The sequence below is a fragment of the Elusimicrobiota bacterium genome (assembly GCA_026388075.1).
Lineage (GTDB): Bacteria > Elusimicrobiota > Endomicrobiia > Endomicrobiales > JAPLKN01 > JAPLKN01.
Genome location: JAPLKN010000063.1, coordinates 1 through 25,472, shown reverse-complemented (window position 1 = coordinate 25,472; position 25,472 = coordinate 1). Strand labels below are relative to the sequence as shown.

The 25,472-nt window shown below is 36.8% G+C and carries 27 protein-coding genes and 1 pseudogene; all 28 read right to left on the bottom strand.

Going from position 1 to position 25,472, the window contains the following annotated elements:
- Positions 1 to 43: 43 nt before the first annotated feature.
- Positions 44 to 973 carry a TIM barrel protein gene (locus NT145_03545; GenBank protein MCX5781766.1) on the bottom strand — a complete coding sequence of 310 codons (930 nt, stop codon included), beginning with the start codon at positions 971 to 973 and terminating at the stop codon, positions 44 to 46.
- Between the two features lie 12 nt (positions 974 to 985).
- Entirely contained in the window at positions 986 to 1,675 is a 690-nt protein-coding gene (gene scpB / locus NT145_03540; GenBank protein ID MCX5781765.1) for an SMC-Scp complex subunit ScpB, read from the bottom strand.
- Between the two features lie 52 nt (positions 1,676 to 1,727).
- Complete coding sequence (locus NT145_03535) at positions 1,728 to 2,489, bottom strand: segregation/condensation protein A (GenBank protein MCX5781764.1); 762 nt, start codon at positions 2,487 to 2,489, stop codon at positions 1,728 to 1,730.
- A pseudogene (locus tag NT145_03530) lies at positions 2,486 to 3,191 on the bottom strand (hypothetical protein). The gene NT145_03535 and the pseudogene NT145_03530 overlap by 4 nt, the downstream one beginning before the upstream one ends.
- A gap of 4 nt (positions 3,192 to 3,195) precedes the next feature.
- A complete protein-coding gene (locus NT145_03525; protein ID MCX5781763.1) occupies positions 3,196 to 3,831 on the bottom strand; it encodes a site-2 protease family protein in 636 nt (211 codons plus the stop codon).
- Between the two features lie 205 nt (positions 3,832 to 4,036).
- Positions 4,037 to 5,062 carry a hypothetical protein gene (locus NT145_03520; protein ID MCX5781762.1) on the bottom strand — a complete coding sequence of 342 codons (1,026 nt, stop codon included), beginning with the start codon at positions 5,060 to 5,062 and terminating at the stop codon, positions 4,037 to 4,039.
- Complete coding sequence (locus tag NT145_03515) at positions 5,043 to 5,375, bottom strand: hypothetical protein (protein MCX5781761.1); 333 nt, start codon at positions 5,373 to 5,375, stop codon at positions 5,043 to 5,045. The genes NT145_03520 and NT145_03515 overlap by 20 nt, the downstream gene beginning before the upstream one ends.
- A 22-nt stretch (positions 5,376 to 5,397) precedes the next feature.
- Positions 5,398 to 5,832, bottom strand: a complete 435-nt coding sequence (locus NT145_03510) for a hypothetical protein (protein ID MCX5781760.1) — start codon at positions 5,830 to 5,832, stop codon at positions 5,398 to 5,400.
- Positions 5,833 to 5,897: 65 nt separating this feature from the next.
- Complete coding sequence (locus tag NT145_03505; GenBank protein MCX5781759.1) at positions 5,898 to 7,622, bottom strand: ATP-binding protein; 1,725 nt, start codon at positions 7,620 to 7,622, stop codon at positions 5,898 to 5,900.
- Complete coding sequence (gene nadB / locus NT145_03500; protein MCX5781758.1) at positions 7,619 to 9,223, bottom strand: L-aspartate oxidase; 1,605 nt, start codon at positions 9,221 to 9,223, stop codon at positions 7,619 to 7,621. The genes NT145_03505 and nadB overlap by 4 nt, the downstream gene beginning before the upstream one ends.
- A gap of 480 nt (positions 9,224 to 9,703) precedes the next feature.
- Complete coding sequence (locus NT145_03495; protein ID MCX5781757.1) at positions 9,704 to 10,231, bottom strand: hypothetical protein; 528 nt, start codon at positions 10,229 to 10,231, stop codon at positions 9,704 to 9,706.
- A gap of 50 nt (positions 10,232 to 10,281) precedes the next feature.
- The gene (gene panC, locus NT145_03490) at positions 10,282 to 11,136 is read right to left on the bottom strand and encodes a pantoate--beta-alanine ligase (GenBank protein ID MCX5781756.1); all 855 of its coding nucleotides are present in this window, start codon (positions 11,134 to 11,136) and stop codon (positions 10,282 to 10,284) included.
- Between the two features lies 1 nt (position 11,137).
- Positions 11,138 to 11,941, bottom strand: a complete 804-nt coding sequence (panB, locus tag NT145_03485) for a 3-methyl-2-oxobutanoate hydroxymethyltransferase (protein ID MCX5781755.1) — start codon at positions 11,939 to 11,941, stop codon at positions 11,138 to 11,140.
- Positions 11,942 to 12,121: 180 nt separating this feature from the next.
- The gene (gene murA / locus NT145_03480) at positions 12,122 to 13,375 is read right to left on the bottom strand and encodes a UDP-N-acetylglucosamine 1-carboxyvinyltransferase (GenBank protein MCX5781754.1); all 1,254 of its coding nucleotides are present in this window, start codon (positions 13,373 to 13,375) and stop codon (positions 12,122 to 12,124) included.
- Entirely contained in the window at positions 13,368 to 14,237 is an 870-nt protein-coding gene (gene prmC, locus NT145_03475; GenBank protein ID MCX5781753.1) for a peptide chain release factor N(5)-glutamine methyltransferase, read from the bottom strand. The genes murA and prmC overlap by 8 nt, the downstream gene beginning before the upstream one ends.
- Positions 14,238 to 15,320 (bottom strand): peptide chain release factor 1, encoded by a 1,083-nt coding sequence (gene prfA, locus NT145_03470; protein MCX5781752.1) that lies wholly within the window; start codon positions 15,318 to 15,320, stop codon positions 14,238 to 14,240.
- A gap of 509 nt (positions 15,321 to 15,829) precedes the next feature.
- Positions 15,830 to 16,168: a 50S ribosomal protein L31 gene (gene rpmE, locus NT145_03465; GenBank protein MCX5781751.1), complete on the bottom strand. Its 339-nt coding sequence runs from the start codon at positions 16,166 to 16,168 to the stop codon at positions 15,830 to 15,832.
- Between the two features lie 101 nt (positions 16,169 to 16,269).
- Complete coding sequence (gene fmt, locus NT145_03460; GenBank protein MCX5781750.1) at positions 16,270 to 17,211, bottom strand: methionyl-tRNA formyltransferase; 942 nt, start codon at positions 17,209 to 17,211, stop codon at positions 16,270 to 16,272.
- Complete coding sequence (def, locus tag NT145_03455) at positions 17,205 to 17,714, bottom strand: peptide deformylase (GenBank protein MCX5781749.1); 510 nt, start codon at positions 17,712 to 17,714, stop codon at positions 17,205 to 17,207. Before def ends, fmt begins: the two co-directional genes overlap by 7 nt.
- 35 nt (positions 17,715 to 17,749) lie before the next feature.
- On the bottom strand, positions 17,750 to 19,735 hold the full coding sequence (gene priA, locus NT145_03450; GenBank protein ID MCX5781748.1) for a primosomal protein N': 1,986 nt from the start codon (positions 19,733 to 19,735) through the stop codon (positions 17,750 to 17,752).
- 50 nt (positions 19,736 to 19,785) lie between these two features.
- A complete protein-coding gene (locus NT145_03445) occupies positions 19,786 to 20,517 on the bottom strand; it encodes a uracil-DNA glycosylase (GenBank protein ID MCX5781747.1) in 732 nt (243 codons plus the stop codon).
- The gene (locus NT145_03440) at positions 20,477 to 21,115 is read right to left on the bottom strand and encodes a phosphopantothenoylcysteine decarboxylase (GenBank protein ID MCX5781746.1); all 639 of its coding nucleotides are present in this window, start codon (positions 21,113 to 21,115) and stop codon (positions 20,477 to 20,479) included. The genes NT145_03445 and NT145_03440 overlap by 41 nt, the downstream gene beginning before the upstream one ends.
- 30 nt (positions 21,116 to 21,145) lie before the next feature.
- Positions 21,146 to 21,742 (bottom strand): hypothetical protein, encoded by a 597-nt coding sequence (locus NT145_03435; GenBank protein MCX5781745.1) that lies wholly within the window; start codon positions 21,740 to 21,742, stop codon positions 21,146 to 21,148.
- A gap of 14 nt (positions 21,743 to 21,756) precedes the next feature.
- Entirely contained in the window at positions 21,757 to 22,074 is a 318-nt protein-coding gene (locus tag NT145_03430; GenBank protein ID MCX5781744.1) for a cyclic nucleotide-binding domain-containing protein, read from the bottom strand.
- Between the two features lie 97 nt (positions 22,075 to 22,171).
- Positions 22,172 to 23,233, bottom strand: a complete 1,062-nt coding sequence (locus NT145_03425; protein ID MCX5781743.1) for a type IV pilus twitching motility protein PilT — start codon at positions 23,231 to 23,233, stop codon at positions 22,172 to 22,174.
- A 46-nt stretch (positions 23,234 to 23,279) separates the two neighbouring features.
- Entirely contained in the window at positions 23,280 to 23,855 is a 576-nt protein-coding gene (locus tag NT145_03420) for a hypothetical protein (protein ID MCX5781742.1), read from the bottom strand.
- A gap of 535 nt (positions 23,856 to 24,390) precedes the next feature.
- The gene (locus tag NT145_03415) at positions 24,391 to 24,654 is read right to left on the bottom strand and encodes a hypothetical protein (protein MCX5781741.1); all 264 of its coding nucleotides are present in this window, start codon (positions 24,652 to 24,654) and stop codon (positions 24,391 to 24,393) included.
- A gap of 28 nt (positions 24,655 to 24,682) precedes the next feature.
- Positions 24,683 to 25,279, bottom strand: coding sequence for a guanylate kinase (gene gmk, locus NT145_03410; protein ID MCX5781740.1), 597 nt, complete (start codon positions 25,277 to 25,279; stop codon positions 24,683 to 24,685).
- Positions 25,280 to 25,472: the final 193 nt, after the last annotated feature.

Genomic DNA, 25,472 nt, shown 5'->3' with positions numbered 1-25,472 from the left:
TTCGTTATAAATTTTTAATAAACTAAACTCAAAAACTTTCTACTTATGACAACAACCCGGCATTTTCCAAGTAAATTATACTTCTCTTTACTTCGTCTGAACTTGAATGCGTATGGGCCTCAATTACTCTTAAAACCTTCTCGGCCAAATAAGGCTTTAAGATTGAAAAATCAAAATCCCCGCTACCCGGAGCATAATGGTCTTCTAAACCCTTAATATCATGCAAATGAACGCCGATTAGCTTTTCACTGAACGGTTTAATATATTCCAGATGGTTTTTAACCAGCCCAATTCTTACAAAAACTTCCGCATGCCCGGTATCATGCCAGTAACCCAGCGGCGCATCAGGAAAAGTCTCAAAAATTTTTGCTGTTTCTTCAATATTAGGTATTTCGTTAAAATAAAATCTATTTTCAAGGCCTATTTCTATATTTTTATCTTGAGCAAAAGATAGTATTTTATCCAGCCCTTTCATCAGTCTGTCTAAATATTTAGCAGAATTAATTTTCCTGCTAATTTGTATTGGCTCAAAATAACGGCTATCTTGTTTTTCCTTATATCCTAATTGTTTTATATATTTGAAGAATTCTTTTCCTGAAGGATTAGTTTCAATTTCTCCCGCATGTATTACAACCGCTTTTGCATTTAATCTCTGAGCCCATTCAATTGTTTTGAGAGTATATTCAAGAGCCAGTTTTCTTTCATTTTCATCATCAGAAGTCAAAAGATATCCCGAATATATAGTTCTGTTCTTTGGCAGTCCGATAAGCGCGGGACAATAATTGTGAAGACTTGAAATGCCTATCTCGTTGTTTGAAACACTAAGTTCAATTTCTTTCATCCATAACTCGGGTATTTCAACACTGAGTTCAATGTTTTGGAAATTTAGAAGCTTAGCCTCCCTAATCAAATTTTGCCAAGATTTAGACTTTTTAATTAAATAAGCTGTTGAAAGAGAAAGAAGATTTTTCATCGATAGATTAATTTAATTCAAAACAGAATCGTCTTTTTCTTTTACTAATTCCTCCGCCAAATCATTTGAAGAAACGGGAGTTTTAGTTTCTTCTTTATGTTCAGCTTCTTCAGAAGTATTTTCAAAAGGAAGTTCCTGAGCACTCTGATTTTCTGATTCCCGGGATTCTTCGCTTTCCTGCTTGATGAACTCTTCCAAGGAAGGCAGTTCGCTTAAATGACTTAAGCCGAAGTGCCGCAAGAATTCCTGTGTAGTCCCGTATAGCAGAGGCCTTCCCAGCACTTCTTTGCGTCCGACAATTCTGATAAGTTTTCTTTCCAGCAAGGTATCTAATACCCCGGATGATTCCACGCCTCTTATTTCTTCTATATCAGAACGGGTAATGGGCTGTTTATACGCTATTATAGAAAGTGTTTCAAGGGCAGAGTTTGAAAGCCGTAAAGTTGTACGGGCTTTGAATAATTTTTTTATCCAGGGGCCGAACTCTTTTTTAGTTGAAAACTGCCAGCCTCCCGCAATATAACGTATCTCAAAAGGGCTGTTTTTTGCTTTATATTCTTCTTCTATTTCCTTTATAATCCCCTTAATATCAAAATCTTTAATAAGATCTCCTAAAACGTTTTTAAATGTGCTTGCGCTAATCGGCTGGTCAGAAGCAAAAAGCAAAACTTCTATGATTTTTTTGATTTCATTATTTTCCATAATTTTCCTCTGTGCTAATTTATTCGTAAATTTATTAAAATGCAGGGCCAGTTTATTCGTCGCTTTTTGTTATGGTTTTACCTTGCGATAAATCTTCTTTTGTATTTTCAACCGCCATTTCAGTTACGCGGTAGATTCTTATTTCATCAAAAAGTTTAGACTGCTTTGCAATAATCTGTTTGAGCCGAATAAGCTCCAATATCGCAAGAAAACTTACTATTAAAGCCTGCCTTGAGCTTTGAGTTTTGAAGATTTGTTTAACTGAAAGAAATTTTTTACCTTCAAAAAGGTCAAGAATTTCCCTTATTTTTTCTTCTATCGGGATTTCCTTGTAAACAATTTCTTTAATATTTTCGGGAAGTTCTTTTAAAACCTCTCTGAAACTTCCCACCAAATCAAATAAAGATACTTCCAGGACAAAATCATCTTTTTCAAAGACAGGGGCCGGCCTGTAGTAAATTTGAGAATACTCATTTTCTTTGAAAGATAAAAACTTAGCCGCTTCTTTAAACTTCTGATATTCTAAAAGCCTTGCCTTTAGTTCGCCCAGCGGGCCTTCAACTTCCTCCAGTTCGGCCGAAGGAAGAAGCATTCTTGCCTTGATCTGCATCAGCGTAGAAGCCATAACCAGAAACTCTCCTGCAACTTCAAGGTTCAATGTTTTCATCGCTTCAAGATAATTTAAGTATTCTTCGGTAATTTTAGCAATAGGAATTTCAGATATCTCAAGATCATTTTTTTTGATCAAGTACAATAGCAGGTCAAATGGGCCCTCAAATATTTCTAAATGAACATCGTATTGTATTTCGTTCATAGAAGTTTTATCGCTTTCCTTACTTCTTCCATTGTTTTTTCAGCCACTTCTTTTGCTCTTTTTTTCCCGTCACTTAAAATATCATCTACAAGATTTTTATTGTTTTCAATCTCTTTTCTTTTTTCTCTCAAAGAAGCAAGGCCGTCAATTAATAATTGTGAAAGATTTTTTTTGCAGGCAACGCATCCGATCTTACCTTGTTGACAGTCAGTTTTCAGCGTTTTAACATCCTTGTTGTAAATTTCCTGAAAAGCGTAAACAACGCAGCCCTCGGGATGTCCCGGATCGTTTGCTCTAATTTTTTGAGGATCAGTAAACATCTGCTGTACTTTGCTTCTTATCGCAGGTAATTTCTTTCAATTGCTCCTTGTACGTGGGACATCTGAAAAGCCAACCTAAAGGAGTAATCATGGAAAGAAGCGTAAAAAGTTCTGAATGTTCTAAAATTTCAGACTGTTTAAATAAAACGCTTTTTTTGGGATCAAGCCCGGCGCAAAGCCAGTCAATAACCATCTCTTTGGTATTTTTTAGAATTTCCGAAGTATCAGCATAGTCGGTTGTAAGCGCGTGCCAGTCAGCTACCATGTAAAAACATTCATATTCATCCTGTAATTTTGCCCAATTGTTTAATGCCCCGAACAAATGTCCAAGATGAAGTTTTCCAGAAGGTCTCATTCCCGATAAAATACGTTTCTTTTTCATAAACTCAAAAAATCCCTGTCCCGCCGGTCAATAGCCGAATCAAAAACCCGATAATCGGCCCCAAAATCATCCAAAATAAGCCGGAAGCAAGCAGGACTAAAATTATGATAAAACCAAACGGTTCAATTTTAGCATATTCATATGCAAGTCTTGCAGGAAGAAGCCCCAGTAAAACCTTACTTCCGTCTAAAGGAGGGATCGGAATAAGATTAAATATTGCCAAAATTATATTGATAACCAATATCAGCCTGAAAAGTTCAAAAAATGTGATAGTTAATTCATTGCCAAAAAAATGATAAGTTTTTATAAACCACAGTCCTAAAGACGCTACTAAAGCAAAAATAAAATTAGCAATAGGGCCTGCAAAAGAAATCCATACCATGTCTTTTAAGGGAGTTTTGAGTCTATTGGGATTTACGGGTACGGGTTTAGCCCAGCCAAAAACGGGAGCCCCGGTAAGAAGCGCCAAGGCAGGCAGAAGTATAGTTCCGACTAAATCAATGTGCGGAATCGGATTAAATGTCAATCTTCCCATAACCCGCGCAGTATCATCGCCATATTTCTCAGCTACCCAGCCGTGAGCATATTCGTGAATAATAATTGAAAATAAAAGTACCGGTAACTGAATTAATAGATCCATAAAAAACAAATATCCAATATTAAATTATTTAGAACAAATTTTACAAGAACTGAAAAAATCCTTTTATTATTAAAGATACTTATATTAAGTATAACCCTTAAACATACATGGGCGCCAAAATCTTAGCCCACCGGAAGGAAAAAATAATTAAGAAATTATTGAAATTTTAAATTTTTTATTGATTTAGTAAGTCTAAGTATTGATTTTATATTTTTTGAGGAAAATTGTCAAACACAAATTGGCAGGCTTTTCGTCGGTTGGGAGATTTATGTTTATTTAGGGCTTCAAATATGCTTTTAAATAAAGGGCCGGGGCTGTATCCCATCTTAATTAGGTCGTTTCCGTTCAGAATTGGTTTTGCCTCATTTTTCATTCTTTTTTCAATACTTTTCTTAATTTTTCGGCTAAGCTTAAATTTTTCTAAAAATATTTTTAGCCTAAACTTATTCATCCCGTCTGTTAGAATTATGAGTTTTTGCTCAATAGTTTTAGGTTTATCAATTTTGTTTATAATTTTTGAAAATTCTACTCCAGGAAAGATGACATTGAAGAGATTCCATTTCTTGAAGTATTTTAACGCTTTTGAAGATTTTCTTTCGCTAAAAATTTCAATAATTTCTTTTGATATTCTTTCGTCCGAAACCTTAGACATGAAGGCTTTATGTTTAAAAATTAGCTTTTCAGTCTTTTTTTCTATTTTAAATCCTCTTGAAGCAAATTTAGCAAGCCTTAAGATTCTGGTAGGATCATCACGAAAACTTAACGGATGCAAAACTTTTAAGACTCTTTTTTTAAGGTCGTCAAGACCACCGCAAAAATCTATAACCCTGCCGAAATCTTTATGATTTAACGAAACGGCGAGCGCATTTATTGTAAAATCCCGCCTTAAAATATCTTCTTTTAAATTGCTTCGTTTAACAATCGGCAGCTGGCCCGGCAAAGGATATTTTTCTTTTCTTGTTGTTGCAAAATCAATGTGATGACCGTTTGGAAGCTCAACAACAAATGTTTTGAATCTAGAATGAGATTTTATTTCAGCTTTAAGAATGTCCGCTATTTTTCTAACTAGCCGAACCGGATTCCCTTCAACAGCAATATCAAAGTCAAGACTTTTTTTCTCTATCAATATATCCCTTACCGATCCCCCGATAAGATAGACCGGTAGTCCAAATTTTTTACCCCAATAACCTATTTTTCTAAGAGTGATATTTTTAATTTTGATGAATTTCATTGCCTGTTTTATTTTTTCTTTTTTGATTCAATAAGTAAATTACTAAGATTATAATAGCCGCCAAAGAAGTTAATAATATGTTTTCTTTTACAAAAGTTTTTAGAAGTTTGAATCCCTGCCGACCTGCTAATATGCTTCCTAAAAACAGCATGCCCCAGGATAAAATGTAAGTAATGGTCCCGATTAATAAATATATTTTGTTTTTGCTTTTTTTATACAAATAAACAGCGAAAATAACTGCTCCCCAGCCGATAACAGGGTTTAGTATAAGCAATGCCATTCCTATTAAGAAACTTATAGAATATTTCTCCATATCAATTTTCCCAACTTATTTTTTATTTTTCTCTTAATTTATTTATAAGTCTTACCAGCGGCTGCACAAACATGTCAGTTTTCCTAACCTGAATTGCTTTATCCCCTGCGGATTTCAATTCTTCGGTTATTCTCATTATCGGAAATACAAGATCATGCACCATGAAGTAAAAAATTATCCCGCTTAACGAAAGCAATAATAAAATATTCACAATAAAAATAACTACATAAATTAATATAAACTGAGAAACACTGAACAAAACAGTTGCGGGAGCTATTCCATAGTTGCAGAAATTTGCCTTTTGAATGAGGAACTGAAGTCCCAAAAAAAGAAGAAGCGAACTTATAACAATAACTGCAACAAAAGGAATTAAGATTTTAATAAATAGATTTCTTAAAATAGACAGTTCTTTGCCAGACATGAACACCTTTTTTCTTTTTTCACCTTGAGTTTTCATTTTTTTCTCCCCGCCCTTTGGGCGCGGCCTCGCCAGCTCCTTTGGAGCGGGAGGGCTCTTTTTATTTATTCATTTTTATCCGAATTTATTGGTAAAATAATTATAAAAGTTGTTCCTTCGTTTATTCCGCTTTTTACTTCAACTTTTCCCCCATGCCGTTCTTCTATAATTTTTTTTACAACCGAAAGGCCAAGTCCCGTTCCTTTTGATTTAGTTGAAAAGAATGGTTCAAAAATCTTGCTTATATTTTCAGGCGGAACCCCATTGCCGGTGTCAGTAATTTCCAGACGAATTGCAGGGACGGATTCCCCGTATTTTTCAAGGACTGTCCTTAATAAGCGTATTTTCAAAACACCTTTTTCTTTTGCTTCCATGCTTTCAATTGAATTATTCAAAATATTTCTTATGACTTGTTTTATTTCTTCAATATCTAAATCTAGTGTAATTTCCGGGAATTGCTTTTTTTCAAAATCCAGGGTTATGTTTTCCGGCATATTAAAATTTTTGAGAATATCATCAAGAAATTCCGCAATATTAATTTTTTCAAGAATGGGAGACCTGGTTCTTGAAAAATCAAGCATATTATTTATTATTTTCTCCATGGATTTAATTTCTTTTTCAATTATTTCAACATATTTAATTATTTCGCTTTGCTGAGTTTCTTTACTTGAATAGTGCTTGATTATGTACAAAGCATTAACTATTGCCCCTAAAAGATTGCGAATCTCATGACCTAATACATTCGCCATTTGGCCCATCGCCGATAATCGTTCTTTGGCGCGCATATCATTCTGCAGTTTTTTAAGTTTTGCGGTCATAGAATTGAATATGGATACAGATTTAGACAATTCGTCATTGGAAAGTATTTTAAGCTGATAATCAAGATTTCCTTCGGAAACTTTTTCCATTCCTTCTACAAGAATTTTAAGCGGTTTATATAAGTTATTTGCCAGCAAAAATGCGACTAATAAAGCAAAGCCCGATGTCGCCAGGATTAATATTGCAGAAATTATCCACAACTGTTTTACGGGAAAATAAGCTGATGAAACCGGTTCCTGAAATAAGGTCATCCACCCGGGTTCGGATATTTTCTGCACAATATTTAAATTTCCTTCTTCTATAAATACCTCGTTCTGATTCAGTTTTGCGTATCTATTTAATTTATCCGCAGGGATCCTTAAAAATGTTTTAGTATAAACTGATATTGTTCCGCTTGAAGGATCTATTATGAATACATTTTTTCTGCCTAAAGGCTTTCCTGTTCCTTTTAGATACGGTTTAACTTTTTTTATTAAATATCCGGGATTATAGCGTATATAAAGAGTCTCTTTTGACTTTTTTGAAACATTATAAGCCGCATCAATAAACATATCTTCTGATTCCGTTCTTAAAATCGGGGTCACCTCACATTTGCCGGTTGATAATGTTCTATTGATTATTTCTTCGTTTAAATTTTCCCTGTTTAATCCCCATCCTGTCACGGTATTTAATTTTGAGTCTAATAATAGAACTCCCGAAACTATTTCCCCCTCGTTAATTTCTTTAAATATTATATGATCTGCCATGCTCTTGTTACGTTCTATTTCTTTTGCAAAATATGTTTTGCTTTTAATTATTGAAAAAAATTCGTTAACTTCACGGACAATATTTATGGATAAATTAATATTATTTTCATTTATTATTTTTTTAAGAGTTTCTCCCGTAGAATTTAGAGTAATAAAACTATAAACCGCAAGCGGAACTATGGAAATTACTAATAACGCAATAAGAAATTTATGAAAAAGTTTCATATGTTTTTTTCTAGATCTGCTCTTGAAAAAATCGTATCTCTTGCCTCAGGGAGCGTATCCGGATAATCAATCGTATAATGCAACCCGCGGCTTTCTTTTCTTGAAAGAGCGCAGTGAATAATAAGTTCAGCGACAATAGCAATATTTCTTAACTCAATAAGATCGCTCGTGATTATAAAATCCCAATAATATTCGCTTATTTCTTTTTGCAGCATTTCAATTCTTCTTTTTGCCCTGTTTAGTCTTTTTTCACTGCGCACTATCCCGACATAATTCCACATAAAATTGCGGATTTCTTCCCAGTTATGTTTAACAACGACGGATTCATCGCTGTCTCTGGCTTTGCCGGAATCCCAAATTGGTATGGAAGGAAATTCAACATCTTCATTAATTTTATCTTTAGTTTTTTGAAAAGTACTTTCTGCATAAACAACAGCTTCTAACAGAGAATTTGAAGCAAGACGATTTGCCCCGTGCAGGCCGGTGCAGGCAGTTTCTCCGATTGCATAAAGATTCTTAATCGAGGTTTCACCGTACTCGTTAGTTACTACTCCTCCGCAGAAATAATGAGCTGCAGGAACTATAGGTATATAATCTTTGGCTATATTGATTCCATATTTGAGACATTCGCTATAAATATTCGGGAATCGTTCTTTCAGATATTTTTCGCTTTTATGAGTAATATCAAGGTAAACAAAATCGTCCCCTCTCATCTTTAGCTCGTTGTCAATTGCCCGCGCAACGATATCTCTGGGAGCCAGTTCTTTTAAGGGATGATATTTTTCCATAAAGGTTTTGCCGTTTTTTAATTTAAGAATTGCTCCTTCACCGCGAAGCGTTTCTGAAACAAGAAAAGATTTTGCCTGAGGATTATAAAGACAGGTCGGGTGAAATTGCACGAATTCAAGATTTGATATTTCAGCGCCGGCACGATAAGCCATTGCTATGCCGTCCCCCGTTGAGATATCGGGATTTGAGGTATAAACATAAACCTTTCCAGCCCCGCCCGTTGCCAAAATGACAACCTTAGCAAGAAAAGTCTCAATTTTATTTTTTGGAATATCTAAAACGTATGCGCCCCAGCAAATATCTTTTTCAAGCCCGGACTTTCTTTCAATTTTCCCGGTTGTAATAAGATCAATGGCAATATGATTTTCAAATATTTTTACATTTTTTGTTTTTTTGATTTTTCTTGAAAGGGTATTTTCTATTTCACTGCCGGTTGTATCCCCGGAGTGAAATATTCTTCGGTGAGAATGGCCTGCTTCCAAGGTAAGATCATATTCATTTTTATTTTTTCGGTCAAACTTAACACCCCAATCAATAAGTTCTTTTAACCTCTGGGGCCCTTCCGAAACAACTTTATTAACTATTTCTTCTTTACAAAGCCCAGCTCCGGCAATTAAAGTATCTTGAATATGCGATTTAAATGAATCATCTTTAGCCCATACTGAAGCGATTCCGCCCTGGGCTTTCTCAGTAGAGCTGTCAGTAATATTTCTTTTAGTCACAAGCGCAACGGAACCTATTTGACCGGCCTTAATTGCAAGAGAGAGTCCCGCTATACCGCTTCCAATAACCAGATAATCAGTTTTAATCATAAAAAGGTTCAACCCAAATTTTGCGACAGATTGCAAAATTTGTCCTGAAGGGACAGCCTGTCACCGACGAGCTGGGTTAACCCCGCACCATTTATAACTTGTTCAATTAAATGTTTGCAGGGGTTTCCAGCTGACACTCTTTTAAAGTGCTTCATTTTTCAGCATTTTTCAATGGTGCGGCCCGCCGCGGCGTGCAGATTTTTCTGTTGAAAAATCTGGGTTCAATACTTCCGGCAGGAACCTTTGGCTCCTTCGGTAATATGAAATCCCCGCCCTTCGGCAGTCACGGCTTCAGAACTCTTTTTGATTTCATTAAATCTTTTTCAAATTTTATCAAGCTCGTCCCCAAACCTTGGTTCAGGGTTTCAATTTTTGGCGGGTAAAAATCCGTTGGCGGAATTTATTTAAGATTTAAAATTGAATCCGTTCGTTATTACAAAAATTAATTGGAATTAACTGAGAATCAGGGATTCTTTAGTACTAGTCTAAAGTATACCAGCTGGTTACTTTAGAAAGCAGTTCTTTAGCTTCATCGTAATCCCCGATATCAATTTTTTTCTTAATTTCTTCCACTTTGCTGCGATCATCTTGGACTGCTTGCCTGATGTTTTCTATCATCGCCTGCATATCACTGGCCATTCCTTTTAATTCGTCTCTTTTGCGAGTATGAACTGAGGTTCTGAGATCTCCCAATTTCAGGAACTTCAATGCCCTTTCAAAAACGTAAATAGGCCCAATTAATTTATGAAACAAAAATATGCTCGCAATTCCTGCGGAAAGAGCTAGTGTTATCACTACCCAAATAAATCCGGAATTATAAGCGCTGGCTAGAGCTCTCCAGTCTCCGGAACTCAAATTTTCAAGCCCTGGAGATGTCACGAGTGCAAGCCAAAAAACGTAATATACAATCAGCGCAGTCACAACTACTAACAAAAGAGAAATAAAAAAATATTTCCATTGGAGCAGCGGTTTGATAATGTAATGCGTCCTGCGAAAAACTGGCTTCATTAAAACCTCCCTGATCCCGTTATATGGGATATCTTTTCCATAAAATCAATTTAAGAATATTTTTCTATCACTATATTGTCAATTAAACGAGTTTTGCCGACCCAAACGGCAACTGCGATAACTATAGGTGGCTTTATCAAATTTAAGGGTCCCATGTTTTTAGCATTCAAAATACTAATATAGTCAATTTTTGAATCGGGAATTTTCAATAAGTTTTTTTTCAATATTTTAGTTATTTTTTCTGCGTTTTTTGCTTTTTTGGATTTTATCAAATCACGGGCAGATTGTAAAGATTGATAAATCATAGGACTGTCATTATGCTGGCTGATGGATAGATATTGATTTCGGCTTGAAAGGGCAAGCCCGGACTTTTCTCTAATTATCGGACAAGAAACAATTTTTACTGGAAAATCCAAATCTTTTGCCATTTGTTCAATTATCTTAAGCTGCTGGTAATCTTTCATGCCAAAATATGCTTTATCGGGCTGAATAATATTAAAAAGTTTGGCAACAATAGTCGCTACCCCTCGGAAATGTCCCGGACGGGATTTTCCGCAAAGAACCTCGGAAAGCTTTTCAACATTTACAAATGTCAGGTGACTTTTTGGATACATCGCTATAGGCTTAGGCGAAAAAACATAATCCGCTCCGATTTTTTCACAAACTTTGATATCTTTTTTAAAAGGTCTTGGATAAAGAATATAATCTTCTTTTGGGCCGAATTGTTTTGGATTTACGAAAATAGATACAACAACAATATTATTTTCTTTTAGAGCTCTTTTAATTAAAGAAAGATGCCCTTCATGCAAAGCTCCCATTGTTGGAACAAGCCCGATTTTTTTTCCGTTACGTTTAATTTTTGAAGCAATGGATCGCATTTCTTGAGGCGAGCGAATTATTTTCATTTTATTTGTAGGTATGCTCTTCTGATGGAAATTTACCTTCTTTTACTTCCGCGCAATACTGTTTTACAGCGTTAACTATTTGAGGTCGTAAATTTAGATAGCGCTTAACAAACTTGGGTTTGAATTCTGCGAATAAACCAATCATATCGTCGGTGACAAGAACTTGTCCGTCGCAAACCGGCCCGGCGCCTATCCCGATTGTCGGTACCGAGATAGTTTTTGTTATTTTTTGAGAAAGTTTTTCAGGAATGCATTCAAGTACTATCGCAAAAACCCCTGCTTTTTCAAGTTCCCTGGCCTCAAAAAATATTTTCTCGGCTGCTTCTTCTTCCCTGCCCTGCACTTTATATCCTCCTAACTGATTAATTGCCTGAGGTGTAAGCCCTAAATGCCCCATTACGGGTATTTTTGTTCTTATTATGGACTTAATAGTCTCAATACAGTCTATGCCGCCTTCAATCTTTACGGCTTCGGCTCCGCCTTCTTTAACCATTCTACCCGCATTGTAAAGAGCGTCTTTTTTATTTGTCTCATAAGACATAAACGGCATATCGGCAACTAAAAGAGCCCTGGAGTTTCCTCTTTTAACTGCTTTCGTGTGATAAAAAATATCTTCAACCGTTACGGGCAGGGTATTTTCATACCCTAATTTTACCATTCCCAAAGAATCACCAACCAGAATTATGTCAATCCCCGCTTCATTGAGGACTTTTGCTGTGCTGAAATCATAAGCGGTAAGCATTGTGATCTTCTCGCCCTTTTGTTTCATCTCCTTAAGTTTTATTGTAGTTACTTTATCTGCCATAATTCCTCACATATTAGCGTATAGCGTTTAGCGCCGTCCGCCTCAGGCGGAGGCAGGGGTAGCGTATAGAAACTTCAGAAACTAAAAAGATTTTTCCCTATCCGCAATACGCTATCCGCTATATTTTGCCTTTTTGCTTCATCTCTTTGAGTTTAGTGGCAGTTATTTTATCCATATGATTTATGAGTGTATTCTTTTTATATTTGCTCCCAGACTTTTCAGTTTTCTTTCAAGATGCTCGTAGCCTCTGTCAAGATGATATATTCTTGAAATTATTGACTTTCCTTTTGCGGCAAGCGCCGCCAAAACAAGAGCTGCCCCGGCGCGAAGATCTGAAACCATCATTGGTGCGCCGGAAAGATCGTTCACCCCTTTTACTAAAACAACATTGCCTTTAATAGCCAGGTTTGCTCCCAGCCTCTGAAGTTCAGCAACATGCAGGAATCTATTTTCAAATACCGTTTCTTCAATTTTTGATTTTCCTTTAGTTATTGACATTAAAGCCATCCATTGAGCTTGGACGTCTGTCGGGAAAAAAGGGTATACTTCGGTCTTGACATTTACAGGTTTAAGAGGCCCGGTCCATTTAGCTGAAATTGTGCGAGCGCTAACCATTATTTTCATGCCTGATTCTTTAAGTTTTGAAATAACACTTTTCAAATGCTTAGGTTCAGTTTCCACGAGCTTAACATCGCCTTTAGTAATAGCTGTCGCCACAAGATAAGTTGCTGTTTCAATTCTATCGGGAATAATCCTATATTTTGCGCCATGCAGCTTGTTTACCCCTTCAATAATAATTTTTTTTGTGCCGGCTCCTGAAATTTTTGCACCCATTTTATTCAAAAAATCCGCGAGATCTGCAATTTCAGGTTCCCTGGCGGCATTTTCAATAATTGTTTTTCCTTTAGCCAATACAGCGCCTAACAAAACATTTTCCGTGGCACCTACGCTGGGGAAACGAAAATAAATCCTATTGCCGATAAGTTTTTTGGTGCTCAGGTCAACATAACCTGACTTTAGTTTGATCTTGGCTCCCAGCCGCTTAAAAGCATCCAGATGTATATCTATCGGACGAGCTCCTATAGCGCAGCCCCCCGGAAGCGAAACATCTACCCTGCCTATGCGAGCCAAAAGAGGCCCAGTAACTAATATACTTGCCCTCATTTTTCTAACTAAATCATACGGAGCGGAATGTTTTAAACATCCGTCTGCGTGTATATAAACTCTGTGATCATTTTTCTCAATCTTTTTTCCTATATACGTAAGAAAACCGATAGTAGTATCAATATCCGCCAAAGAAGGCACATTTTCAATTAAGCAGGATTCATCGGTTAATAGAGTTGCAATCAATATCGGCAGGGCCGCATTCTTAGAACCCGATATTTTCACAGTTCCTTTAAGTTTTTTTCCGCCGTATATTACAATTTTATCCATTTATTTTTCCTATTATAACTCTTTCTAAACTTGAAAAGTCTTTTACTGTTTTTTCAACTTTAACACCATTTGTTTCAAAAATTTTATTTATCTCGGCACTTTTTGCCGAATTCATTTCCATAATTAAATATCCGCCGGGCTTCAAATAAAAATGAGCTTCACTGCTTATCCTTCGGTAAAAATCAAGCCCGTCTTTCCCACCGTTTAAAGCCATTTTGGGCTCATATGAAATTTCCGGCTGTAAAGCTGCCAGCTCATTTTCGGCTACATAAGGCGGGTTGGAAATTATCATATCTAATTTATTCTCAATGTTTTCTCCCTGAAAAGCGTTAAATAAATCTCCGTTTTTTAAAATAACTTTTCCAACCACGTTATTTTTCAATATATTTTTATAGGCAATTTCAAGCGCCTTTGAGCTAAGGTCAGTCGCATAAATAATTTCAGCAGAAGAAAATTTTGCTAAGCATGCAGCAATGCATCCCGAACCCGTGCAGATATCTGCGGCAACCTTTCCTTTCTCTCTTTCTAATATTTTCAAAGACTCTTCTACAAGTATTTCCGTTTCAGGCCTTGGGATAAGAGTATTTTCATCAACCAATATTTTTAAGCCCATGAACTCATGTTCGCCGAGTAGATATGATAAGGGCTTGCGTTTTTGTCTTTCTAAAATAAGTATTTTAAAGGATTTTAATGCTTCTTTTTTTAAAATATCGTCTTTTCTTAAAACTAAATCCAACCTCCGGCATCCCATGATAGAAGATAAAAGAATTTCGGTTTCCAGACGCGAATCAGGAATATTTTTATTTTCAAAATATTTTTCCGTCCATGACAAGATTTTCCCTACAGTCCAAATATTTTCCATTTATCTGCCTATGCTTGACATCCTCTGTTCCTGATCGGCTGTAATCAGCTTTTCCAGAAGTTCATCCATATCGCCTTCCAATACTTCTTTCAGGCGATGAATACTAAAATCTAGCCTGTGGTCAGTTATTCTATTTTGAGGGAAATTATATGTTCTAATTTTTTCTGAGCGGTCTCCCGAACCGACCTGTTTCCTTCTATCTTCAATAATTGAGTTCTCCTGCTCAACCATCTTTTGATCATAAAGCTTTGCTCTCAAAATCTGCATTGCTTTTGCGCGGTTTTTCATTTGACTGCGCTCATCCTGGCAGGCGACAGCTACCCCTGAAGGAATGTGTGTTATGCGCACAGCCGAATCCGTTTTATTTACGTGCTGGCCGCCCGCGCCGGAAGCCCGGTAAGTGTCAATTCTTAAATCTTCTGGTTTAACTTCAACATCAACTTCTTCGGCTTCCGGCAGAACCGCAACCGTAACCGCAGAAGTATGTATTCTCCCTGAAGCTTCAGTTTCGGGAACCCTTTGAACACGGTGTATTCCGCGTTCAAATTTAAAATATTTCCAGACATCTTTTCCCGATACTGAAAAAATTACTTCCTTAAATCCTCCGATCCCCGTGGGATTTGAGTCCATCTGCTCAATCTTATACCCCTTGCTTTCAGCGTACCGGCAGTACATCCTAAAAAGATCCCCTGCAAAAAGAGCTGCTTCTTCCCCTCCCGTCCCTGCCCGTATTTCAACTATAATATTTTTTCCCTCATTAGGATCTGGAGGAATTAAAAATATCTTCATCTCTGTTTCTAATTTTTCCAGCCTGCTGCTCAGATTAACATATTCGCTTTCCGCAATAATTTTTATTTCGGTATCGCTGGAACTTTTAAGTTCATCAAGATTTTTAAGTTCATTAAGCAGATTTTTATATTCACGGTAATTCTGTGCAAATGCTAGAAGAAGCGAATGCTCTTTTGAATACTTACGATAAAGCTCGGAATTAGAAATTACTGAAGGATCGCTCAATAAACGTTCCAGCTCTTCAGTTCTATTATACATTTTTTCAAGTTTTTGTTTAATTGCTTCGCTAAACATTCTTTTTTCCCGATTAACTCATTTATGAAGCTCTATGGTCTTACGACCATGGTATCTTTGGTTTCCTCGCTGCCAGCCTAGATGCTAGGCGGGCGAAGCGGGCGAAATCCCTGCCCGCCGGCGAGGCAGGCGCCGAAGCTTACCCCCTAGTTTTGCTACTTGTCCCTGCGATTAGTTTTCGACTTGTCCCCATGCTTGTCCCATTGTCTTGGTTTCGAAGAAACCATATGGGGCCTAGATTTCACATCGTCCCCTTGTCTTGATTTCGGAGAAATCATAGGGGAAGGAAATCTTTGGGGAAGAAAACTGTAGGGAAGCAAAACTAAGCAGGGGGTTCCGCCTTCGCATTTCCGCCATAGGCGAGACTTCGCCAATTGGCGAGCATCTTCTAAAAGAAGTTAGGGGTTTTCCCTGCCTCCGCCATTGGCGGACGGTGCGAAGGCGGAAAAAACAAAATGACAGAATTAGTTTCTGTTGCACTAATTCTGCCATAAAAATGATAAAGATATCTACTTCTCTTTTTTACCGGATTTTTCTTCTTTTTTTCCTGCTGATTTTCTTTTCGGAGAAGTAGTTAAAATCTTCCCTTTGGGCTTTTTGTCCGCAATAGATTCTTTTACCTTTTTCGCGCGCTTAACTGTTTTGCCTTCCGTTTTAGCGAAACGTTTTTGGAACCTTTCTACGCGCCCGGCTGAGTCTACCAATTTCTGTTTACCAGTGAAAAATGGGTGACAATTTGAGCAAATTTCCAGTTTTAATATAGGTTTTGTTGAACGCGTTTTAAACGAGTACCCGCAAGCACAAGTTACAGTACAGTCAACATATTGGGGATGTATTCCTTCTCTCATGGTTTATTATCTCCTTTATTTATGGGACAGTATTATGTCAAAAAATAACCCTAAAGTCAAATCAAAATGAGTTATGAACAATATCAAAAACGGCCTGTAATTCAGCTGAATTTTGACCCTAATCCTACATAACCGCCTTGAATGAATGCCCAAGCGGACATAGGATTTTTATTTTCCGGCTGAACCTCTGTTATAAGAAGAGCCCCCTCCCCGCAGCCTACCAAAAAACCTTCATTTTTTTTCAATTCAACAACTACACCATTTTTTTCTTTTACTGGAGAAGGAATTAGGCGAGCCTTAATAATTTTAAGTCTTTTATTTGCCATTTTTCCGTCACTTCCCAATGTATATGCCCCCGGCCAAGGATAAGTTCCCCTTATGAGATTCAGTATTTCGTTGGCAGATTTAGCCCAGTTTATTTTCCCGTCCTCTTTTTCTAATGACGGAGCAAGACTCGGCATTCCTTTTTGAGGCGTTCCCGGAACTTTTCCGTTTTTTAACAGGTCAAGCGTTTCATTCATAACTTCAATACCTACAGGAATCAATTTATTAAAAAGGCTTGTTGCTTCATCATCAGATTCTATTTGAACTGTTTTTTGAACTAATATAGGGCCCGAATCCAGAGTTTCTTCAATCCAGAATGAGGTTACACCGGTTGTTTTTTCCCCGTTTATCAACACCCACTGAACAGGCGCAGCTCCGCGGTATTTTGGCAAAAGCGAGAAATGAATGTTGAAACATCCAAAAGCGGGCAAATCAAAAACTCTTTTTGGAATAAGTTTCCCGTATGAAACAACAATCCCGACATCGGGTTTTAAAGCTTTAATTTCTTCTATCAACTCATCATTGAACTTTTCAGGCTGAAAAACATCTACTTCATTTTTAACCGCTTCAATTTTAACTTCGGGCGAATGTATTTTGTAATGCCTGGAAGACGGTTTATCAGGCTGGGTAATTACTCCAACAACAGTATGCTTTTCTAAGCACTCTTTCAAGAAAGGAACCGCAATTTCCGGAGTCCCGAAAAAAATAATCTTTACCATGTTCCGCTCTTTTTTCTTTTCCTAATTTCACTTTCAATTTTTTTTCTTTTGAAAAAGGATAAATAGTCAACGAATAGTTTTCCATTCAAATGATCCATCTCATGCTGAATTATCCTGCTTAAGATACCCGTGCCCTGCACTATTATCGGCAATCCTTTCTCATTCACCGCCTCAACTTTTATGTTTTCAAATCTTTTTACCTTTGCAAGAATACCGGGAAAAGAAAGGCAGCCTTCTTCTTCAAATATCTTCCCCTTTTTATCAACAATCTTAGGATTAATCAGCGCTATCGGCTGCTTTTTCCCATCAATATTGGGATCAATTAAACAAAGGTTTAAAGAAACCCCTACCTGAGGGGCAGCAAGGCCCACCCCGGGCGCATTGTACATCGTTTCAAACATATCAGAAATAAGTTTTTTTATCTGAGAATTAATCTGCTCCACCGGTTTACATTTTTGTCTTAAAATCGGCTCGCCGTATTTGTAAATTTTAAGTTTTGACATTTTATCTGCCATCCTTTATTAAAATAATCTATTGCTTACAATATATCGTAAGGATCAATATCAGCTGTAACTAATATCCCTGAAGGAACTTGAATTTTTTTTGTTTCCAAAATTGCCTGAATAATAGCACTTTTTTCGCCTTTTAACAATATCTGCCATCGGAACATGCCGTGAAGTTTCGTCCTTGAAGCGGGTGTCGGGCCCAAAATTGAGAACAAATTTGTTTTGTCGTTAAAGCGTTTCAATTCAGCAGCAAATTTTTCAGCGAACTCTATTAGTCTTAACTCATTTTTGGACCGGATAATTATATTGGCTAATCTGGAAAACGGCGGATAGTACATCTCCTTTCTATATTCAATTTCTTTTTCATAGAAAGAAATAAAGTCATGGTTTTTGGCGTTCTGGAGCGCATAATGCTGAGGATGCCTTGTTTGTATAATAACTTCTCCGCCCAGATAGCTCCTGCCTGAGCGGCCAGCCACCTGTGTTAAAAGCTGGAATGTCCTTTCAGCGGAACGGAAATCAGGAAAATACAAAGATGTATCCGCATCAATAACGCCGACTAAGGTAACCCTCGGAAAATCAAATCCTTTCGCTATCATTTGAGTGCCTAAAAGAATATCAAAATTCTCCTTTTTAAAATCCTCATAAACCTTTTGGTAGACTCCTTTTTTCGCTGCGGTATCACGATCAAGCCGAATAATTTTCCCTTGAGGATAAAACTTCTTGAGTTCCTGTTCTACTTTTTGTGTGCCTACTCCGAAAACATAAATTTCGCTGCTGTTGCACGAAGGGCATTTTTTGGGAAAAACAGAAGAATAATTGCAGTAATGACATTTCAGTTTTTCCGCGTCATAATGATAAACTAAAGATATTGAACAATTTGGACATTTTAACACCTGTGCGCAATTTTGACACATTACTCCGGGAGCAAAACCCCGCCTGTTCAAAAATATTATTGCCTGCTCCCTTCGAGCAAGAGTTTTGTTAAGCGCTTCTATTAATGGCTCAGATAGTATTTTTGACCTTTTATATTGATTTTTTGAATCAACTATTTCTACTGGAGGTAAAATCCCTGAGCCTATTCTTTCCTTAAGCTCAAGAAGCCGGTATTTCTTGTTTTTTGCTTCTAAGTATGTTTCAAGCGACGGTGTGGCTGACCCCAGAATTAAAACCGCATTATTGGCCCTGGCTCTTTCTAAAGCAACATCTCTTGCATGATATGTAGGTTTTTGTTCCTGCTTGTATGTTGGTTCATGTTCCTCGTCCATTATAATCAGCCCCAAATTTCCAAAAGGAGCAAAAATCGCCGACCTTGGGCCTAAAATTATTTTTATTCTTCCTTTCTTCGCGTTTTCCCAAGTTCTGTATTTTTCGCTTTTTGATAAACCGCTGTGCCAAACTCCTAATTGTTGAGGAAATCTGTCCTGTATAAGCCTAATAAAATGCGGGGTTAAGGATATTTCGGGCAGCAGAAATATCGCGGATCTTTGCTGTTTTATTATTTCTTCAATCGCTGAAAGATAGACTTCAGTTTTTCCGGAACTAGTTATCCCGTGTAAAAGAAAAGTATTGAATTCCTTTTTGTTTATGGATTTAACTATTTCTGTTACCGCGCTTTTTTGAGAATCGCTGAGCTTATGAGAAACTTTTACAGGCAAAAGTTTTTCTTTAATGTTTTCTTCAATTGATTTCAAATTTCTTTTTGAAGAACTTAGCGCCGGCGACATTATAACCGCAAAAGCTTCCCCAAGCGAACAGATGTAATTTTTGGCAATCCATTCGGCCAAATAAAACATTTCGTCAGTCAATACTGATTCTGTATCAACAACTGACGAGATATCTTTGATTTTTGAAATATTGGATTCTTTAAGCAAAGAAACTACATATCCTATTAGTTTTTTATTCCCAAAAGGGACATTGACTCTTATACCGCGTTTAACGATAGCGTTCAAATTTTCGGGAACAGAATAATGGAAGGTTTTATCTAAAGGCAAGGGAAGAGCTACTTCAGCATACATTGCATATTCCGATACTAAAAAAGACTTTTCTACTTCAAAATCATTTTTTTTTAAACTTTTTTTAACTCGGCCATAATTAACTTCATATCTTCCCAGACATCTTTTTTTAACGAAGGATTCCTCAATAGCGCCGCGGGATGATATGTAGGCATTAAAAGTGTGCCGTTATAATATCTGAACTTTCCTCTAAGAACTCCTATTGTTTCTTCTGTAGACAATAAAGTTTTTGAAGCGTGGCTTCCAAGAGCGCATATTATTTTGGGGCTAATAATTTCTATCTGCTTTTGCAGATAAGGCAGGCATTCGGCTATTTCTTCAGGAGTTGGGGCCCTGTCGTTGCCTCTTTTTTCAGAATCGCTAGGATCTTTCATCGGGTGACATTTAACTATGTTTGCTATATAAACATCTTCTCTTTTTAATCCCATTGACTCTATAATCTTGGTTAAAAGCTGGCCGGCTCTTCCAACAAAAGGCCTTCCGAGATGGTCTTCATCAAATCCGGGGCCTTCACCGATGAACATTAGTTTTGAGTTAGGATTACCCTCCCCAAAAACAAATTTTATTCTTGTTTTGCCTAAATGACACTTTTTGCACGCCGAAATTTCGCTTTTATAAGCATCTAACACATCAGAAGAATCCCCTTTATTTTTTTCTTCCTTTGAGCAGGAATTTTGAATTGATACGGCTTTCTTTTCCATTAATATTTCCTTGTTCCCCCAAAGTTCTTCTTCAATAGCTGTTTTAGCAAGTTTTATTATTTTTCCAAATTCTGATTGATTCATCAATTATCCTTCTTGCCAATATATTTTTATTGTTTTCTACTTTATACATTATTCCGCATTTATCTATTAGCCACGCGGTTGTTTTGTCGCTTCCAATAGATTTCAACGAATTTGCGACAATAAAGTCCAGATTCTTTGTTTTAAGCTTTTTCTTAGCAGAATTTAAAATATTATGAGTTTCCAAAGCAAATCCAACAAGAACTTTTTTTCCCTTTATCTTTCCCAAACAACTTAAAATATCGGGATTTTTAACTAGATTAAAATTTAAAAAACTATTATTCTTTTTGATTTTTTGTTTTTTATAGTTTTTGGGCCTATAATCGGAAACTGCGGCTGCACCGATTATTATATCTGCTTTAGAAAAATATTTTTTTGTTTTTTCAAACATTTCCCGGGACGATACAACCGGGATACATTTTATTTTTGCAGAAAATCTTGCCTGCGAAGGGCCGCTAATGACTATAACTTGTTGTGCTTTTTTAACAGCTTCTCTTGCAATAGCTTCGCCCATCTTGCCTGAAGAGGAATTAGAGATAAATCTTACCGGGTCAATAAATTCTCGGGTAGGGCCTGAGGTTATTAAAAATGTTGGTTTCATAGAACAAAACACTATATTTATATTTTTTGCTTAAAAGTATTCTTTTTTCTCTTTAAGCCTTTGCCTGTCTTTTTCTTCCTGCTGATGTTTTATGTTTTCAATGGCTTCGGCAAATTGGCTGCCGACAGAAGCTGTCAAAAGCGCATGGCTGTCTTTAAAAGCATTTTCTTTTTCTATATTCCATAAAATTATCAAGCCTAATAAGCTTTCATTTTTTATTATAGGAGCGAAAAGGACCGATCTGCATTTTTTTAAAAATTCTTCCTTATTTTGTTCATCATATTTTTCAATGATTACCCCCGAAGGATTTAGTTTGACAATTTTAATAATTGCGCTATCCGGAGCAATTATTCCGGCGTTTTTCGGAGCGGCAGCAGGGTCATATTCTTGATTAAATTCATTATATAAAAAAATTGCCGCGCCATCTGCCTCAGGCACCGCAAGAAGTATTTCATCTCTTATTCCTTCAGCTATTTTATTCAAGCTTTTACCTGAAGAAATAATGTTTCCCGTATGGTAAATAGTAGTAAGTTCTCTGGAAGTCTGCTCAAGTCTTTCCATCGCGACCTTAAGAAGACCGAAAAGAATTTTTAAGCCTGCTTTTGACTGTTCAGAAACAAAACGCATAAAATCTTCGCGTTTTATTTCCAAAGCTTAGAATCCATACTAGCCTTAGCAGTAGCAGTTCTTGGAGAATCAGAAAAAAATGCCATTTCTCCAAAAACATTGCCCGGAGTGAAAACAATCAGTATTTTTTCTTTTTCTTTTCCAAGCTGTTTAGATATGGTTACCCGTCCTGAATCTACGATAAAAAAAGAATCAGCCCGATCGTTTTCTTTAAAAACAATATCTCCCGATTTAAATGCAACCTCTTTTAATTGTTTTGACAGCTCGTTTAACAAATTGTCTTCAATTTCTTCAAAAATAAAAACTGATTTTAAAAGAGATGGTTTGTTCATTATTCTTCCTTGCTTTTATTTAGGATTGAAATAATCTGTCAAGAATAAAAAAATAATGCTTTTTACTTAACCTCAACCTGTCTTACTCTAATACTTTCTATGCCGTCCGGCCGCCGCTTCTTACATATTCCGGATTTTGAGCTTTTGCTATGGCATCTTCCTTTGAAATCAAATTTCCTTCTACAAGTTCTAATAATGCTCTGTCTAAACTTATCATGCCAAACTTTCCGCCAGTTTCTATAGCCGAATAAATCTGATGAGTTTTTCCTTCTCGTATAAGATTAGATATCGCTGGGGTAACAACCATAATTTCACGGGCTGCCACGCGGCCAAAACCATCCGATTTGGGCAAAAGAGTTTGTGACACAACGACCTTTAAAGTCGTTGAAAGCTGAACCCTTACCTGCTGCTGCTGGTGAGGCGGAAACACGTCAATTATCCTGTCCACTGTCTGGGCTGCATCTGTCGTATGCAAGGTTGCAAATGCAAGATGGCCAGTTTCAGCTATAGTTAAAGCCGCAGAGATTGTTTCAAGGTCACGCATTTCTCCTATTAAAACAATGTCAGGATCCTGCCTGAGAGCCGTTCTTAAAGCACTATGAAAACTTTTTGTCTGTTCCCCCACTTCTCTCTGCCTCACGATACAGTTTAATCCTTCATAAACATATTCTATCGGATCTTCAATTGTAAGTATATGTTCATGCCGTTTCTGATTAATTATATTTATCAAACAGGCAAGAGTAGTTGATTTCCCCGAACCCGTAGGACCGGTGACTAGTACAAGACCTCGAGGCAATTCGGCAAACTGCAGTATAACCGGGTTTAAATCAATTTCTTCAGGAGTTGGTATTCTGGATGAAATAACTCTCAATACGGCTTCAACCCCATTCTTTTGTTGAAGCACATTTACTCTAAATCGGGATACTCCCTGCAAAGAAAAAGAACAGTCTAGTTCCATGCTTTCTTCAAATTTAGATTTTTGAAAATCGGTTAAAATGGAATAGATAAGGTCTTTTGAAGAGTCTTTAGTCAAGACAGGAAAATCATCTAAAGAAGTAACAGATCCTCTAATTCTAACCATGGGAGGGCGCCCAATAACCATATGAACGTCGGAAGCCCCTTTTTGGACTGCCGTTTTCAAAATATTTATCATAACCATTTTTCCCTCCAGACACAAGATATTTTTCGTGTTTAATAATTTTAAATTATCCGATAATATTGCAAATTTCAGAAACTATTTTTTCAAGATCAGCCAGCCTGCCTATACCTTCATCATCGCAAGCCAATTTTCCTTTTTCAGGATTAATAATATTGTAACCAAACCTTTTTAAGCGGCCAATATTTTCCTGAGTCGCAGAATGATTCCACATATTTTCATTCATGGCAGGACATATCAAAATAGGAGCTTTAGAAGCCAGCACAACACACGATAATAATTCTTCTGCCCGGCCATAAGAAAGTCTTGAAATAATGTCTGCTGTTGCAGGAACAACAACTATTATATCTGCCTTTTTTGCCAGTGCAACATGTTCAACTTCCCAAATATCTCTATCAAACATATCTTCATACACACGATTATTTGATAGAGTTTGAAGGGTAAGAGGTGTAACAAATTTTGCGCCATTTTCGGTTAAAATACAGGTTATGTTTGCCCCCAACGATTTGAGTTTTCTAATTAAGGAAGGCACTTTGTAAGCTGCAATACCTCCGCAGATACCTAATAAAATTTCTTTTCCATTAAGTTTTTTGTTTTCTGAATTTTTGTAATTTATGTTTTTCATATTATTTGCAAATATTAGCACTTGTTAAAAATGAAGCTCTATGGTCTTACGACCATAGTATCTTTGGTTTCGTCCTTCTTCGCATTTCCGCCATAGGCGAGACTTCGCCAATTGGCGAACATCTCTTAAAAGAAGTTAGGAGTTTTCTCTGCCTCCGCCATTGGCGGACGGTGCGAAGGCGGATAAATTTTTACTCTTTTTTTCCTATTTACCCCGTTAGAAAATGCCCCCCTGCTTTCTTGCCCCGTGGAATGCAAAGCATTCCCGGGACCAAAGTCCCTGAAATCGTTTCTGATTTCTAGGGGCGAAAGCAAGAAGGGGGAATTGAAATCATACTGTTAAATGGCGTTGTAATGACTCCATCCTTATTCGCTTGTCCCGTTAGAAATCTTAGCTGGCTTAGATATAAAGTTAAGCCCCTGTCTAAATCGGTGTATCAGCCAATAATTTCTAACGGGACAAAGCTCCCATTGCCCGCCCGCCGGCCCGCTTCGCAGCGAGGCGAGCGAGGCAGGTCTCTAACGGGGTTTACTGTCTACTGTCTACTTTTATAATTAGGTTTTTTTTCTTCGCTTTTATTTTCAGGAGTTTTTCTTATTTTTTCTTTCTTTGCTTTTTCAATATCTTCTTCGGTCATTTTTCCCAAAAGGATATCTTCCAAAACTCTTCTAACAATTTCAGAACGGTTAAGGTTTTTTGCCTCATCTGAATGTATAAAACTGCCCATCCATTCCTTTGCCATCTTAAACACTCTGTAACGGTCATTCTGTAGATTAGGTGTTTTTTTTATACTGCTCATAGTCTTTATTCCTCCTTGCTTATTTTTGTTAATTAAACTTCTGTATCGCGATGTTTGATATTCTATTATGTTCCGAATAGACTATCTTTTCCAAATTGCGGAGAGCCTGAGAAAGTTTGTCATTTATCAAAAGATAATCATATCTATTCATACAATGCAGTTCTTTTTTTGCATTGGCAAGCCTTTTCTTTATCTCTGTTTCTGAATCTTTCTTGCGCGTCTTTATTCGTTTATCCAAAACTTTCATAGTTGGAGTCATTATGAAGACAAGCACAGCATTGGGATAGAGTTTTTTAATATTGAGCCCGCCTTGAACATCTATATCCAGAGCAATATCTTTCCCTGAATTTATTGCTTTTTCAAGATATCTTTTCGGTGTTCCGTAGTAATTATCATGAACAAGAGCCCATTCAATAAATTCTTTATTAAAAATCATCCTTTTGAATGTTTTTTTATTTACAAAAAAGTAATCTACCCCGTTTTTTTCGCCTTTTCTCGGTGTCCGTGTGGTGTAAGAAACTGAACCCTTAATGTTTTTTGATTTTTTAATTAAAAGATTGCAGATAGTAGTTTTTCCGGCGCCTGAAGGGGCAGACAATACGATAATTAGTCCTTTTTTTTGCATCTTTTTATTTTATTAAAAATTAATAGTAATTGCAAACATTATTCTCCTTCGCCAAATGCCCCGTAGTTTGCTACGGGGATGAAGGCGGGGAGAACCCCCACGTCTAGTTTTGTCTTAGACAAAACTGTGCGGGGTGGCTTCGGAAGAATTCCGCATTGATACCCCGCATCCTGATGCGGGGAGCTTCATTTAA